At 73.5% G+C, this 15372-nt stretch carries 9 protein-coding genes; all 9 read right to left on the bottom strand.

What is annotated here, in order from left to right:
• Nucleotides 1-5: 5 nt before the first annotated feature.
• Nucleotides 6-833, bottom strand: a complete 828-nt coding sequence (locus tag C4J65_RS29015; RefSeq protein ID WP_115745061.1) for an ester cyclase family protein — start codon at nt 831-833, stop codon at nt 6-8.
• Between the two features lie 212 nt (nt 834-1045).
• A complete protein-coding gene (gene lysA / locus C4J65_RS29010) occupies nt 1046-2368 on the bottom strand; it encodes a diaminopimelate decarboxylase (protein WP_115745060.1) in 1323 nt (440 codons plus the stop codon).
• 2 nt (nt 2369-2370) lie between these two features.
• On the bottom strand, nt 2371-3645 hold the full coding sequence (locus C4J65_RS29005; RefSeq protein WP_115745059.1) for an ATP-grasp domain-containing protein: 1275 nt from the start codon (nt 3643-3645) through the stop codon (nt 2371-2373).
• Nucleotides 3646-3792: 147 nt separating this feature from the next.
• On the bottom strand, nt 3793-5313 hold the full coding sequence (locus C4J65_RS29000) for a class I tRNA ligase family protein (protein ID WP_115745058.1): 1521 nt from the start codon (nt 5311-5313) through the stop codon (nt 3793-3795).
• On the bottom strand, nt 5310-5696 hold the full coding sequence (locus C4J65_RS28995; protein ID WP_115745057.1) for a cupin domain-containing protein: 387 nt from the start codon (nt 5694-5696) through the stop codon (nt 5310-5312). Before C4J65_RS28995 ends, C4J65_RS29000 begins: the two co-directional genes overlap by 4 nt.
• A complete protein-coding gene (locus C4J65_RS28990; RefSeq protein WP_115745056.1) occupies nt 5693-7054 on the bottom strand; it encodes a SidA/IucD/PvdA family monooxygenase in 1362 nt (453 codons plus the stop codon). The genes C4J65_RS28995 and C4J65_RS28990 overlap by 4 nt, the downstream gene beginning before the upstream one ends.
• An 18-nt stretch (nt 7055-7072) precedes the next feature.
• On the bottom strand, nt 7073-7480 hold the full coding sequence (locus C4J65_RS28985) for a cupin domain-containing protein (RefSeq protein ID WP_011030914.1): 408 nt from the start codon (nt 7478-7480) through the stop codon (nt 7073-7075).
• The gene (locus C4J65_RS28980) at nt 7477-11700 is read right to left on the bottom strand and encodes a non-ribosomal peptide synthetase (protein ID WP_115745055.1); all 4224 of its coding nucleotides are present in this window, start codon (nt 11698-11700) and stop codon (nt 7477-7479) included. Before C4J65_RS28980 ends, C4J65_RS28985 begins: the two co-directional genes overlap by 4 nt.
• 85 nt (nt 11701-11785) lie before the next feature.
• Nucleotides 11786-15325 (bottom strand): non-ribosomal peptide synthetase, encoded by a 3540-nt coding sequence (locus C4J65_RS28975; protein WP_115745054.1) that lies wholly within the window; start codon nt 15323-15325, stop codon nt 11786-11788.
• Between the last annotated feature and the right edge of the window lie 47 nt (nt 15326-15372).

Genomic DNA, 15372 nt, shown 5'->3' with positions numbered 1-15372 from the left:
GTGTCCTACGGGGTCACCCCGAACTGAGCCACGGCCGAGTAGTCCATGACGTCCCAGTGCTCGGCGATCAGCCCGTCCTGCAACCGCAGCAGGTCCGCGGTGTGCAGCCGCACCTCCCGGCCGCTGGAGGCCTCGTGGCCCCGCCAGAGGCAGAAGACCGCGACCCGGTCGCCCTCGGCGACCACCTGCGTGATCTCCCCGGTCAGATCGGGGGCCAGGGCGAACAGCCCGGCGAAGAAGTCCTTCATACCCTGAAGGCCGGTCCCGGACTGCGCCGCGAAGGGGTTGTGCTGGATGTAGTCCTGCCGGTAGAAGTCGTCCGCGCGTTCCAGCCGGTGCTGCTGCATGATCTCTTCCCAGACCGTCAGCACCGTCCGTGTGTTGGCCTGCTCGGTTTCGCCGGCGTTCGGGTCGGGCTTGCCCGCGGGCTGCGTCTGGTCGCCCGCGGGCAGTCCGAACCGGGTCAGCCCGGACTGGTCGACGACGCTCCAGTGCTCGGCGATCTGCCCGTTCGTCACCCGGTACAGGTTCGCGGTCCGCAGGGACAACTCCTGGTCCGAGCCCGAGAGATGACCGGTCCAGTGCAGGAACACCATCACCCGGTCGTTCTGCGCCACCATGTGCTCGATGCGGACCTGGGCGTCGGAGAAGGCGATGAACATGGCCCCCACCCGGTTGCGCAGGGCGTCGACCCCCACCTCGCCCTCGCCCCCGTGGTTGAGGATGTCCGGCGCGTAGAACTCCGGCATCCGATCGAGGCGGTTCGCGTTGTACACCTCGGCGTACAACCGCTCGATGTGCCGCGCGCTCTCACTGCGCTTGGTCTCGGTCATGTCGCCCTCCCGGCGCTCGCCCCTGCGATGGGTCCCGTGGTGGACAGCCCGTCCCGCGCCCGAGTGCGGGCGCGGGCGCGGAAAATCCCATGCAGGTACTCTGTGGCCGCCCTCGCGCAGCCCGGCACCCTCCTTGGGCCCCCGCACGTGAGGTGCCCGAACGACCAGTACGGGGCTGCGGCGGCCCGGCCCGGGGCCCGGCAGGACTCGGGTCACGCTCCGGGGTGGCGGCCGCCCGATCCGGACCCGGGCAGGGAGTCGAGCTCCGGGGCCAACAGTTCGGCGACCGTCTGGCGACGGCGGATCAGGCGGGTCTCGGCGCCGTCGACCAGAACCTCGGGGATGAGCGGCCGGGAGTTGTAGTTGGACGACATGCTCGCGCCGTAGGCGCCGGTGTCGTGGAAGACCACCAGGTCGCCGACGTCGGTGCGGGGCAGCGGCACCGGTTCCACGTCCCCGCCCTCGATCTGGGTGAAGACGTCCCCCGACTCGCACAGCGGTCCGGCCAGGACGGTGTCGCGGGCGTCGGAGGCGCGGGGGGCGCCGTCGGCGTCGAGCACCGAGACGCGGTGGTTGCTGCCGTACATCGCGGGCCGCATCAGGTCGTTGAACCCGGCGTCGACCAGGACGAAGTAGTTGCTGCCCACGGGCTTGTGGGCCCGCACCTCGGCGGCCAGCACGCCGGAACCGGCCACCAGGAAGCGTCCGGGCTCGATCTCCAGCCGCACCGGGTGGCCGAGTTCGGAGACCAGCTCCCGGCGGGCGGCGTCCCAGAGTTCGAAGTAGCGGTCGGTGTCGATCTCCGGGTCGCCCGGCGTGTACGGCACGGAGAGTCCGCCTCCGGCGGAGATGGCGCGGATGTCCCGCCCGGCCATCCTGACCTGCTTGACCATGGTCTCGCACACCGATTCCAGGTGGCCGTAGTCCACCCCGGAGCCGATGTGCATGTGCAGGCCGACCAGGTCGAGCCCGTGCCGGTCGACCAGCGCGAGGCTCTCTTCGAGGTGCTCGTGCCAGATGCCGTGCTTGCTGTGCTCACCGCCGGTGTTGGTCTTGCGGCTGTGGCCGTGCCCGAAGCCCGGGTTGATCCGGATCCACACCGGGTGGCCGGGGGCCGCCCGGCCCACCTGGTCCAGCATCTGCGGGGAGCCCGCGTTGACGGGGATGCCCAGCTCGACCACCCGGCGCAGCGTGGAGCGGTTCAGCAGGTCGGCGGTGAAGACGATCGGCTCGTCGTCCCCGCCGACCCGGTAGCCGGCCGCGAGCGCCCGCTCGATCTCGCCCTCCGACACGGCGTCGACGTGGACGCCCTCCTCCCGCATCAGGCGCAGGATGTGCAGGTTGGAGCAGGCCTTCTGCGCGTAGCGGATGACGTCGAAGCGGCGCAGCCGGTCGATCTGGGCGCGGATCGTCCCGGCGTCGTACAGCCACAGCGGCGTGCCGTGCTCGGCGGCCGCGGCGGCGAGCCGGGGGCCGTCCAGGGTACCGGGCAGGCCGGGCTGCTCGGCGGAGGAAGGGGCGGATGGGGAGGTCATGGTCAGTCCTTCTCGCCGATCATCAGGGCAATACCGAGATCTTCTTCCAAACGGCGCAAGATCTGCTCGGCCGTCCGAACCACGGACGGATGGTCCGGCCCGCGCAGCATGAAGCGGGCCACGATCTGTCCGGCGGCCACCGTGCGGCCGGGTCCGGTGCCGTAGCTGTCGAAGCCGACGACCTCCAGGACGCCGGGCCGCTCGGCGATCCACTCCAGTGAGGCGCCGGGTGCGAGGGTGCCGCCGTCGCGGGCCATCACCTTGCGTCCGCCGACGCAGCCGTCGAGCGTGCCGGGCAGGGGCACCTCGGCGCCGGGTTCCAGGATCGCCAGCAGTCCGGAGAAGATGTCGGTGCCGGTGGCGTGCCGGTAGATGGTGGGCAGGGCGCCGCCCATCACCCGGGGGTTGACCTCGACCAGCACCGGCCCGCGCCCGGTCACCATGATCTCCAGGTGGAAGACGCCCAGGTCCAGGCCGATCGCCCGGCACACGTCGGCGGCGTAGGCGACGCAGGCCTCGGTCTGTTCCCCGGACAGCGCCGCGGGGATGTAGGAGCCCAGCTCCACCACCTCGTCCTCGGCCCAGCGGAACCGCCCGGACACCGCGAAGGGGAAGAACTCCCCGTCCCTTGCGCCCAGTTCGACCGAGACCAGGGTGCCGACCAGGTACTCCTCGACGAGGATGCCGCGGGTGAACTGCTCGTGCCACTGCACGGGCACCGCGTCCAGTCCGGTCAGCACCCCGCGGCAGCCGGCGGCGGCCTCGGCGGGGTTGGTGGCCACGTAGGAGAGCAGACTGTCCGCGCCCGACGGCGGCTTGAGGATCACCGGGTAGCCGATCTCCTCTGCCGCGGCCAGCGCCGCCTCCTCGGTCTCGGCCAGCGCGTGGCGCGCGGAGGCGAGCCCGGCCCTGTCCAGCGCGGCCCGGCACCGGTCCTTGCGGCGGGCGGTGAGGACGCCCTCGGTCGCCGTGCCGCGCAGGCCCAGCTCCCGGCAGGCGACGGCGACGGCCTCGGCGCTCAGCTCCAGCTGGGCGGTGACCACGTCGATGGGGTCGGCCGCGTGGCGGTCGGCGAGGACCCGGGTGACGGTCTCGGCGTCCGTGGTGACCAGGTTGTCGACGAGGTGGTCCACCGAGCCGACGATCCGCAGGTTCTTCTCGGTGGGCGGATAGAACGGCTCGGCGGACTGGAGGTAGGTCACCCGGTGACCGGCCTCCTTGGCCAGCCGGATTGCTTCGAGCGCGGCGGGGTTGGAGTCGACGAACGCGATGTGCATGGGTTCTGCCTAGGGGTCGCGGGAGGGGGATGGCCGGGGCGGCGCGGGCCGCCCGGGCGGTGGTCGAAGCGGTGTGGTCGAAGCGGTGGTCGAGGCGGTGTGGTCGGAGCGGGTGTGGTCGAGGCGGTGTGGTCGGAGCGGGTGTGGTCAGAGGGTGACGGGCAGGAGGTCGGCCAGGTCCGGCACGGTGCCCGGGGCCGCTGCCGTGTACCGGGCCTCGATGGCGGCGGCGAGGCCGGGCACCAGGGGCGCGGCGTGCTCGGCGGCGGCCCGGAGACCGGTGACGGCGAGTCCGGGGTCGTCCGGCGCCCTGGCGGCGAGCAGCGCGAGCAGGTTCGCGGTGGTCTCGGCGGCCTGCCGCATCGAGAAGGTCTCCAGCGTGTAGGCCCGCCGCATCCGGTCGCGGTAGCGGTCCAGGAGCGCCTCGGTCCTCGGCCCGGCCGTCACGGGCCGCCCGGTGTGCGGGGCCAGGGCCGCCGCGAGGCTGTGGAGCGGCTGGTGCAGCCGGGTGCGTACGGTGTCCAGGAAGTCCGCCTCGGTGAAGTTGGCGGGCTGGTGCTCCGGGTTGCCGAGCGCGAGGTGGAAACGCACGTTGTCCGCGCCGTACTTGCCCACCAGGTCGCGGGCCCAGACGAGGTGGCGGCGGCTGGTGGAGAACTTGGCCCCGTCCAGGTGGTAGAACTCGTTGGTCACGATCGCGGCCGGCTCGGTCAGCCCCCCGTGCGCGAAGGTGAGCCCGAGGTGGGCGAAGGCGAAGTAGAACGTGTTGTCGTAGCCGAGGAACTGCACGAGTTCGAAGCCCGAGTCCGCCGCCCACACGCCGGGCGGCGTCGCGGGGCTGCGGCGGGCCCGGGCGGCCTCCGCCATGTGCCTCAGGCCCGGCAGCATCTCGGCCCAGACGTTGAAGACCTGGCCGTCGAAGCCGTCGATGCCGACCGGGATGCCCCAGTCGGCCGGGTAGCTGACCGGGAAGTCGGGCAGCGGCCGGGAGAGCATCTCGTCGACGAAGCGCAGCACGTGCGGGCGCATCGTGGCCCGCCGGGCGCGGTAGAACTCGGTGAACTGCTCCCGGTACTCCTCCAGCGGCAGGACCAGGATCTCCGTCTCGCGCGGCTGGGTGGCGGTGACCGGCCCGGCGCCGGTGCTCGTGGGGAAGAGCAGCGAGTCGACGTCGTTGGGGTGGCCGCAGTTCTCGCAGATCGCCCCGCAGGTGCCGACCAGGCACTCGGGGCAGTACCCGGTGGCGAAGGCCTCCAGGAGGTAGCGGCCGGTCCGCCCGCAGTACGGGAAGGTCCAGGTGCGGGTCTTGAGCCGGCCCGTCCGGTGCAGGCCGGTGAAGAACTCCCGCACCTCGGCGCGGTAGGCGTCGTCGGGGCTGGTGAACGCGTCGATGTCGATGCCGGCGAGTTCCAGCGTGCCGGCGATCTCGCGGTTGCAGCGCGCCGCCAGCTCCACCGGGTCCAGGCCCAGCCGCTCGGCCGTGGTGACCACGTACGTCTGGTGGTCGTCGCCGCCGGAGGCGTACAGGACGGTGTGTCCCAGCATGCGCTGGGCGCGGCTGAACACGTCGGCGCCCAGGTAGGGCCCGGAGAGGTGGCCGACGTGCAGGTCGCCGTTGGTGGTGGGGGGTGTGGCGGTGACCAGGAAGCGGCGCGGGGCCGGTGTCATCGGGCCTCCCCGTGGGCCTGCCCGGCGGCCGGGGCGGCGCCGAAGGGGCCGAGGGACCAGACCGACACCATCTCCAACTCCTCGGTGTCCGAGGCGTTCTCGAAGTGGTGGCGCTGGTGGGCGCCGACCACCAGGGCGTCGCCCGCGGCGATCCGCGTACGCTCCCCGTCGACCTCGGCGTGGCCGCTGCCGCGCACCACGTAGAAGTGCTCGTGGTCCTCGTGGGAGTGCGGGGTGGTGGCCGTGCCGGGCGCGACGGTACACACGCCCATGCCGGTGTCCGAGGGTCCGCTGGACTCCCAGGGCAGGATGCGGCGGAACGCGCAGCCGTACTCCTCGTTGACGAGGGCGTCGGCCCGCCGCTGGATCCGGATGCCGCTCATGCGTGGACTCCTTCGAACAGGGGGGTGGCGAGGTCTTGGTGGCCGGCGGCCGGGGTGCCGAGGACGGCGTCGAGGATGTCTCCGGCGCGGTGGGCGAGCAGCGACAGCAGGGTGCTGGTCAGGCCGTGGGTGTGTTCGGCGGCGCCGTGCAGGAAGATCCGCGGTGCGAAGCTCTCGTCGGTGCGTACCGAGTAGTCGCGGTCGACGAGCAGTTCGCCGTCCTTGTCCCTGAGCAGGTACGGGTCGACGCCGGTCAGCAGGCCGCGCGCCTCGCGGAAGTCGTAGCCGGTGGCCAGCACGACGGCGTCGTGGCGCTCGCCGCGTTCCTCGCCGGTGAGCAGGTCGCGCAGGGTGGCGGTGACCAGGCCGTCCTCGGCGCGGGCACCGGTAAGTTCGGTGAAGCGGCTCAGGCGCAGCCGCTGCCCGCCGTGCACCCGCTGGTCGTAGAGGAGTCCGGCGACGGCGGTGATGTCCTCGTCGTCGACGGCGGCGTAGTTGGTGGCCTTCAGCTCCGTGAGGATGCCGCGGCGGCGTTCGGGGCCGGCGCCGTGGAACAGGTCGACGGAGGCCGGGTCGAAGATGGCGTTGGCCAGGGCGCTGCTGTTGGCGGGCATCAGCGCGAACCCGCGGTGCGCCAGGGTGACCTCCGCCGCCGGGAACTCGCCGGCCAGGTACTGGAAGATCTCCGCCGCGCTCTGTCCGGCGCCCACCACCAGGAAGCGGTAGGGCAGTTCGCGGCCGCGGTCGTGGAAGGGCCGGATGCCGCCCAGGAAGGAGCTGCTGTGGAGGACGGTGCCGTCCCGAAGGGTGCCGGGCTCGACACCGGGCGGGACGATCGGGGTGCCGCCGGGTGCCAGGGACACGTGGTCGGCGGAGACGGTGTGCCGGGTGCCGTCCGGGCCGCGGTGGTCCACCTCCAGGCGGGTGACCCGTCCGTCGGGGCCGGTCACCGGGCGGATCGCCTCGGCGGTGCTGCCGTAGGTGACGTAGCCGGCGAGCCGGTCGGCCGCCCATCGGAAGTAGTCGACGTACTCGCGCCGGGTCGGGTTGAGCGTGCCCAGGTTGAGGAAGGGTTCCAGTCTGCCCTTGGACACCAGGTAGTTGGCGAAGCTGTACGGGCTGGTCGGGTCCCTGGGGGTCACCAGGTCCTTCAGGAAGGCGACCTGCATGCGGGCGCCGGGCAGCAGCATGTCGGGATGCCAGGAGAAGGCGGCCCTGGATTCCAGGAAGTGCAGGGACGTCCCGGCGGCGGCCGGGCCGGCCGAGGCGTGCAGTGCGCTCATGGACAGGTGCGAGGGGCCGAAGCCGACGCCGAGCAGCCGGTGGTGCGGGTGTCCCCCGCGCGGGGCAGTGGTCATGGTGTTCCTCTCCGCCGGTCAGCCGGCCTGGACGGCGGGGCCGGTGCGGTCGTCGTCCAGCGGCCGGTAGTGGGCGTAGAACTTCTTGGTGGGCTCCAGGACCTCCCAGGTGCCGGTGAATCCGGCGGGGACGACGATGGTGTCGCCGGGGACGAAGGTGCGGGCGTTGCCGTCGTCGTCGGCGATGACCACCCGGCCGTGGAGCATGTGGTAGAACTCGTCCTCCTCGTACACCGCGCGGAACTTGCCCGGGGTGCTCTCCCAGATGCCCGAGGTGAAGGCCCCGTCGGGGCTGGTGAAGTGCAGGGTGTTGGTGATGGCCAGCTCGCCGGAGATCCAGCGGTCCGGGCCCTTGCGCACCTGGCGCACGTTCTCCGGCTCGGACTCGCCGAGGACCACGATGTCCTTGATCGTTCTGCTCGTCATGCCGATCCCTTCGCTGTACGGGTGTGAAAGAGCTCCGCGAGCCGCCGGGCGGCACCGTCGCGGACCACGGAGTAGTGCGTCTCGGGCAGGGGGGCGACCCGCGCGCCGGGCGGGACGAGACCGGCCGGGTGCAGGTGCAGCGGCGTCAGGCCCCCGAAGGTGTCCGGCCGTTCGCGCTCGGCCGGTACGACCAGGAGCGGGCAGTCCTGCGGCAGGGGCCGCGGGCGGTGGTCGAGCAGCAGCCGGTACAGGGCTCGGTACTGGTCGTAGAGGCCGCGCAGGGCGCCGGCCGGCTCCTGGGGCAGGTGGGTGGCGGCGAGGTGTCCGAACGGGTCCGGGTGGCCGACGGGTACGGCTGTCCGCGCGGCGCCGTCCCGCTGTCCGAGGTAGTCGGTGAAGAACCCGGCCGCCGCGGACCGTTCGTCCAGGTCCGCCCCGTCGGAGGCGGCCACGAAGCTGTCGACCAGGGTCAGTGAGAGGGGCTGGAAGAGGTCGGTGCGGCGGGCGGTCTCCGCGGCGAGGACGCCGCCCATCGACCAGCCGAGGAGGTGGACGGGGCGCCCCAGGGTCGCGAGCGCCCGCGCGTACTCCCCAGCCAGTTCGGGCAGGGTCGCGGGAAGCCGCCCGGTGGGCGGGGCCTGCAGCCCGTACACCGCGTACGGGGCGGGCAGCGCGTCGATCAGGGCGCGGTAGCCGAGGAGGTGTCCGCCCACCGGGTGGACCAGGACCACCGCCGCCCCGTCGCCGGGTCTGACCTGCACGAGCGGGGTGTCGACGCGCTGGTCGAGCAGCGCGTCCTGCTGCGCGACGGTGCTCGCCTCGAAGAGGCTGGACAGCGCCAGCCGGACGCCGAACTCCTCCTCGATCCGGCGGACCAGGCGCACCGCGGAGACCGAGCTGCCGCCGCTGGCGAAGAAGTCGTCGTCGACCGACCGGACGGCCGTGCCGCACACCTCCTGCCACAGCCGGGCCAGCGCCGACTCCCGCTCGGTGCGCGGCGCGCGGCCGGACGCGGCGCCCCGGTCGGTGTGCCCTGCGCCGTCCCCGGTCCCCGCCGCGTGTTCCTCGGCGAGGGCGAGGAGGGCGCGGGCGTCGCGCTTGCCGTTGGCGGTCAGCGGCAGGGCGGCGACGGTGTGGAAGGCGCTGGGTACGGCGTACGAGGGCAGGGTGGTGCCCAGCCGGGCGCGCAGCGCCGCCGGACCCGGGACCGGCTCGCCGTCGGTGCCCCGGCCGCCGCCTTCCGCTGCGACGAGGAGGGCGATGAGGCGGGCGGCGGCACCGGTGCCGGTGACGACGCAGGCCGCGGCCCGGACGCCGGGCTGCGCCGTCAGCTGCTGCTCGACCTCCAGGAGGTCCACCCGGTAGCCGCGCACCTTGGCCTGGCTGTCGAGGCGGCCGAGGAACTCCAGGGTGCCGTCGGGCCGGTAGCGGGCGTGGTCGCCGGTGCGGTACAGCCGCTCGCCGGTGCGGGGGTGGGTGGGAAAGCGGGCGGCGGTCAGTTCGGGCTGCCCGTAGTACGCCGTGGCCAGGCCGTCACCGGCGATGAAGAGTTCGCCGGGCACCCAGTGGGGCACGTCCGCGAAGCCCGCGTCCGCGTCGAGGACGTGGTAGCGCTGGTTGGCCAGGGGCAGCCCGTACGGCACGGACTTCCAGGACGGGTCGATCCGGTCCACGACGTGGTAGTTGGACCAGATGGATGCCTCGGTGGCGCCGCCCAGGGCTACCACCTCGGCCTTGGGCGCGGCCCGCCGGACGCGGTCGGGCAGGCCGAGCGGGATCCAGTCGCCGCTGAGCAGGACCAGCCGCAGTCCGCCCAGGACGTCGGCGGCGCGTTCGTCGCCGAGGTGGTCGAGGAGCATGTCGAGCAGTGCCGGGACGGTGTTCCAGACGGTGGCCCCGCTGTGCCGTACCCAGTGTGCCCACAGGTCGGGGTCGGGACGGGCGGCGCAGGGCGGGACGACGACGGTGGCGCCGGCGCACAGGGCGCCGAACAGGTCGAAGGCCGAGAGGTCGAAGTGCAGCTCGGACAGCGACAGCAGCCGGTCGTCCGGGCCGACGCCGAAGCGCTCCACCATGTCCTGGACGGTGTTGAGCAGCCCGCCGTGCGGGATCGCGACGCCCTTGGGGGTGCCGGTGGAGCCCGAGGTGAAGATGACGTACGCGAGGTCGTCGGGGGCGGGCACCGGCAGCGGCTCGCCGGGGTGCGCGGGGGCGTCGAGGGCGAGCACGTGGACGGGCCGTTCCAGCTGCGCCAGGAGCCGTGCCCCCTCGGCGTCGGCCAGCACCCTGCCGATGCCGTGCCGGGTGAGCAGCGCGTCGAGCCGGGCGGGCGGCCAGTCCACGCCGAGCGGCACGTAGGCGCCGCCGGCCGCGACGACCGAGAGCGCGGCGAGGTACTGGCCGGGGCTCTTGCGCGCCAGCACGCCGACGGGTTCGCCGGGTGCCGTCCCGGAGGCGGTCAGCGCGGCGGCCGTGCGCCCCACCCGGTCCGCGGCCTCGCGGTAGGTGGTCTTCCCGTCCGCGCCGTGGAGGGCGATGCGGTCGGGGGTGCGCGCGGCGCCCTCGCGCAGCCCGTCCAGTACTCCGCCGCCCGGAAGGTGGCGTGCGGTGCGGTTGGCGGCGGTGCGCGCGGCCAGCAGTGCCTCGGGCAGCGGGGGCGGGTGCGGGGCGGCCCAGGGGGCGTCGTTCCCGGCCAGGCGGCGCAGCAGGTCGGCGTGGGCCGCGGCCAGCTCGTCGACCAGGCCCTCGGGGAAGGCCTCGGCCACGTGGTCGAAGGTGCAGACGAGTTCCCCGTCCTCCTCGGAGACCTGGTGGTCGAGGAGGACCTGCGGGGTGTGCATGGACTTGAAGACCAGCTCCCACCCCTCGGCCCGCAGGTGCGGGGGCAGCGCGTCGGACACCGCGTCGTCGAGTCCCGAGGCGAAGACGAACGGGCTGCCCACCGCGGCTCCGGGGCTCTCTCGGCGGGCCCGGCGGGCCACCTCCACCCCGGACAGCCAGGTGTGCGGCAGGTCCGCCATCAGCCGCCGTTGCAGGGCCCCGGCGCGCTCGGCGAAGGTGTCGCCGGTGCCGTCGCACTCCAGCAGCAGCGTGCTGCCGAAGTTCCCCACGCACGCGGCCGGTGCGGGGTCGGTGCCTTCCGGGTCGGCGGCCAGCATGGCGCGGGTGGCGACGAGGACGGTCAGGGTGAAGGAGGGCCGGCCCGACCAGCGGCGCAGCACCTCGGCGTAGGCGGCGCACAGCACGGAGTTGGCCGACAGCCCGGCGCCACGGGCCCGTTCGCGCAGCGACGCCCAGACGGGCGCGGGCAGCCGGTGACGGACTCGGGCGAACCCGGCCCGGGCCGGGCGGGGAAGGGTCGGCGGGGTCGGCGGTCCCGGCAGGGTGGGCGTCCGGCGCTGCCAGTGGGCGACCGCGTTGCGGTGGGCCTGGCTGTCCCGGTGGGCGGCGAGGGCCTCGGTGTACCGGGCGAAGTACCCGGGCTCCACGGGAGGGTCGGCGAACGCCCGCCCCTCGTAGGCGTCGGCCAGGTCGCGGCAGAGCAGCCCGATGGAGCGGGCGTCCAGGACGAACAGCCGCAGGCACAGCAGGACGAAGGTGGTGCCCCGGGCGGAGTAGACCGCGCAGCCCAGTTGGAGGCCGTCCGTCAGGCCGGGCAGGAGCGCGGCCGCCGTCTCCCGGTCCCGGTGGAAGGCCGCGCGGGCCCCGGCGGCGTCGAGGTGGCTCCAGTCGACCAGGGCCGGGCCCCAGGCGTCGTCGAGCGGGACGACCCGTTGACGTCCGTCGGGGCCGACCGCCGCGCGGAGCATCTCGTGCCGGACGAGGACCGTGCGCAGCGCACGGCGCCAGCGTCCGGTGTCGAGGCCCGGGACCTCGAAGCCGTGGGCGATGTAGGCCGGGGTGGCCAGTTCGGGGAAGTCCGACTCGCCGACCTGGTAGGCGCTCTGGAGGTCGGTCACCGGGAAGGGGCGGCCGGACGGTCGGGTCTCCGGGTCAGGGGCGACGACCCGGGGTCCGGGCAGGCCCGGGTGGGCGGTGATCGCCGCGAGGGCCGGCTCCCTCGCGGCCGTGAGGCGGTCGAGGAGCTGCCGGGGCGCGTCCGGCGGGGCGTCGACGGACAGTCTGCCGCGGCGGGAGCGCACCGTGACGCCCTGCTCGGCCAGTTCGCGAAGGAGCGCGAGCGTGTCCCGCTCCCCCGTACCCCGTTGTGTGTCTTCCACCTCGCCGTACCCCTCCGACCTGTGTCCGTCGTCGCCCCTGTGGTGGCCCCGCCCGGGACGGGGCCACCGCCTTCGCCCGGTGCCGCTACCGTCCGGTGTCGCCGTCCGCGTCCCCGTCACCGTCCCCGTCCGCGTCCGCGTCCTCGTCGCCGTCCGCGTCCGCGGCGAGCCGGTGGACGGTGCCGTCCTCGGCGAACAGCTCGCTCAGTTCGAAGTCGAAGCCCTCCGCCTGGGCGAGCGCCACCAGCCGCATGGCCGCCAGCGAGGAGCCGCCCAGCGCCAGGAACGGCGTGTGGATGTCGACCTGTTCGACCTGGAGCACCTGGGCCCAGATCGCGGCCAGCGCGATCTCGTCGTCGGTGGTGGGCGCCGTGGTGACTCCGGCGGTCGCGGCGGTGCCACGGGCCGGGAACAGCGCCCGCGCGCCGGCGTCCGCGGGCCGGGCTTCGGCGGCCGGGCCGGGCCGGTTGGCGGCGATGTGCTCGGCGAGCTTGCCCACCGGGGTCGTGCCGCCGTCGGCGATGGCCTCCAGGACGCCGCGGAAGGCGCCCAGGATGCGGTCCACCGACTCCGCGTCGAAGAACGCCAGGTCGTACTTGACCTGGAAGAAGAGCTGTTCCTCGGGCATCGCCTCGATGGCGAACGGGTAGTTGGTCCAGCCGACGTAGCGCTCCTGGCGCACGTCGAGGCCGCCGCGGCCGGTCCAGCCGGTGCCCCGGGGGAAGTTCTCGAAGATCAGCAGGGACTCGAACAGGGGCTGGCCGCTGGGCAGGTCGGTGCGCTGCTGGATCAGCGGCAGCGGGTAGTGGTCGTGGGAGCGGGCGGCGACCTGGGTGCGCTGGATCTGCTGCAGCCAGCGGCCGACGGGCTGCCCGGGCTCCAGGTTCACCCGCATCGGGAGGCTGTTGATGAAGATGCCGACGACGTCCTCGACCCCGGCCAGCCCCACCGGGCGGTGGGTGATGGTGATGCCGAAGCAGACGTCGTCCTGGCCGCTGCACCCGCCCACGACCACCGCCCAGGCGCCCTGCACCAGGGAGTTCAGGGTCAGCTGGTTGGCGCGGCCGTATGCGAGCAGCCGCTCGGTCAGCTCCTCGCCGAGGTCGAGGCGGGCCTCGGCGTGCATCTCCTGCGAGCTGGCGGAGAGGCCGAGCTGCGCGGAGCGGCCGATGACGGTCGGGCGGCGGAAGCCGGCCAGCCGCTCCAGCCAGTAGTCCCGGGCGCCCTCGATGTCCTCGTGCTCCAGGAAGGACACGTAGTCACCGAAGGAACGCGTCGGGCGCAGCTCGGGCAGCCGTCCTTCGAGACCGGAGTGGTAGATCTCCAGGGAGTCGCGCAGCAGGACGAAGAGCGACCACGCGTCGAGGATCAGGTGGTGGTAGCTCATCACCAGCTTGTACGTGGTGGCGCCGAGCCGGACCATGGTCAGCCGGAACAGGGGCGCCCGGTCGTACGCGAAGCCGCGGCGCCGGTCCTCGTCGAGGTAGCGCTCCAGCAGCTCCTTCTGCTCCGCCTCGGTGCGGTCGGACCAGTCCAGGACGGTCCAGCCCAGCTCGGCGGTGCGCTGCACGGCCTGGAGCGGTTCGGACAGGCCCTTGGTGGCGATCCAGACCCGCAGGATCTCGTGCCGGTCGACGACCTGCTGCCAGGCGAGGTGGTAGGCGTCGAGGTCGACCTCGCCGTCGACCGCGTACAGGAACTGCTCGAAGTAGACGCCGGAGTCCGGGTCGAGCAGCGAGTGGAACAGCATGCCCTTCTGCATCTCGGTGAGCGGGTACACCGTCTCGATGCCGTCGGGGTCGGCGGTGGCCGCGCGCACGGCGGCCAGGTCCTCGTCCGTGAGGGTGAAGCCCTGCGGGTCGAAGGAGCCGGCCGGGGCGGGGCCGGTGTCGCCCTGGGCCGCCATGAAGGCGGCGGTCTCGGCGATGGTGGGGGTGGCGAAGACCTGGGTGGCGCTCAGGCCGATGCCGTCGCGGTTGGCCTTGGCGCTGATCAGGAAGCCCTGGATGGAGTCGCCGCCCAGTGCGAAGAAGTTGTCGTGGATGCCGACGGCGGGCAGGTCGAGGGTCTCGGCCCACAGCGCGCACAGGTAGCTCTCGAGTTCGTTGCGCGCGGCCGTGTGGTCCTCGGCCAGTTCCAGGTGGGCGCCCGGCAGTTCGTGCAGGGAGCGGCGGTCGACCTTGCCGTTGTGGGTGAGCGGGATGGTGTCGATGACGGTGAAGACGGCCGGGACCATGTAGTACGGCAGCCGGTCGCCCAGGTGGGCGCGGATCGCGGCGGCGGTGGGCGGCTCCCCGTCGCAGGTCAGGTGGGCGACCAGCCGCTGGTGTCCGCCCGCGCCGCGCAGGCCGGAGGCGACGGCGCCGGTGACGCCGGGAACTTCGAGCAGCCGGGCCTCGACCTCGCCCAGCTCCACCCGGAATCCGGCGATCTTGACCTGGTCGTCCATCCTGCCGAGGAGTTCGAGGCGGCCGTCCTCGGACTGCCGGGCCAGGTCGCCGGTGCGGAACACCCGGCCGGCGTCGGTGTCGGCGAACTTCTCGGCGGTGAGCCGGGGCAGCCGGTCGTAGCCCTCGGCCATGCCCACGCCGCCCAGGCACAGTTCGCCCGTCTCGCCGGGCGGGACCGGGGCGAGGTCGGCGTCGAGCACCCGGGGGGTCAGCTCGGCCGGGTGGCCGACCGGCACGAAGCCGTCGTACACGGCGCCGGGCAGGCACTCCCAGTAGGTGCTGTAGAGAGCCTCGGTGAGTCCGTAGACGTTGAAAAGCCGGGCGGACAGGCCGGAGGCGAAGTACTTCTCCGGCAGCGCGCCGGGCATCACGTCGCTGCTGCAGAAGACGTACTTCAGCGAGGTGTTGGCGGCGAAACCGGGGTTCTCCAGGATGCCGGAGAGCAGCGCCGGGACGACCATCAGCGTCGTCACGGAACCGCTGTTGATCAGCTCGACCAGCCGGTCGGGGTCCTTGTGGTCGCCCGGCGGGACGATGACCACGGTGCCGCCGGAGAGCACCGGCCAGAACACCTCGCGGACCAGGTTGGTGATGCTGAGGGTGGTGCGCAGCAACTGGCGGTCGCCGGGTTCGAGCGGGAAGGTGCGCTGGAGCCAGCGCTGGCCGCTGAGCAGGGCCCGGTGCGTGAGCATCACGCCCTTGGGGGTGCCGGTGGAGCCGGAGGTGTAGAAGATGAACGCCAGGGCGTCCGGGGCGAGTTCGACCGGCCCGGTGAGCGGTTCGGCGGCCTCGTCGAGCAGGTCCTCGACGGCGAGCTGCCGGGTGCCGTCGGGCGCGGGTCCGTCGAGGAGGGCGCGCTCGGTGACGACGGTCGTGGCGCCCGAGTACTCCAGGATGGTGGCGCGGCGCTCGGCGGGGTCCTCCGGGTCGACCGGGACGCAGACGCCGCCCGCGCGCAGGATGCCGAAGAGTGCGGGGAGCAGCGCGAGGGAGCGCGACATGTGCAGTCCGACCCGGCTGCCGGGCCGGACACCCCGGGCCACGAGGGCCGCGGCGATCCGGTCCGCCTCCGTCTCCACCTGGCCGTAGGTGGCCGACGAGTCCGAGAGGAGGGCTGCCGTGCGGGTGGGGGCCGAGGCGGCCTGCGCCGTGAGCAGGTCATGCAGGAACGACATGCGTGGACACCATTTCCGTGTGGTCGGTGCGGACTGCGGTAGGGAAG

Origin of the sequence: Streptomyces sp. CB09001 (genome assembly GCF_003369795.1) — a bacterium.
GTDB lineage: Bacteria > Actinomycetota > Actinomycetes > Streptomycetales > Streptomycetaceae > Streptomyces.
This window is presented reverse-complemented; position numbering and strand designations above follow the sequence as displayed.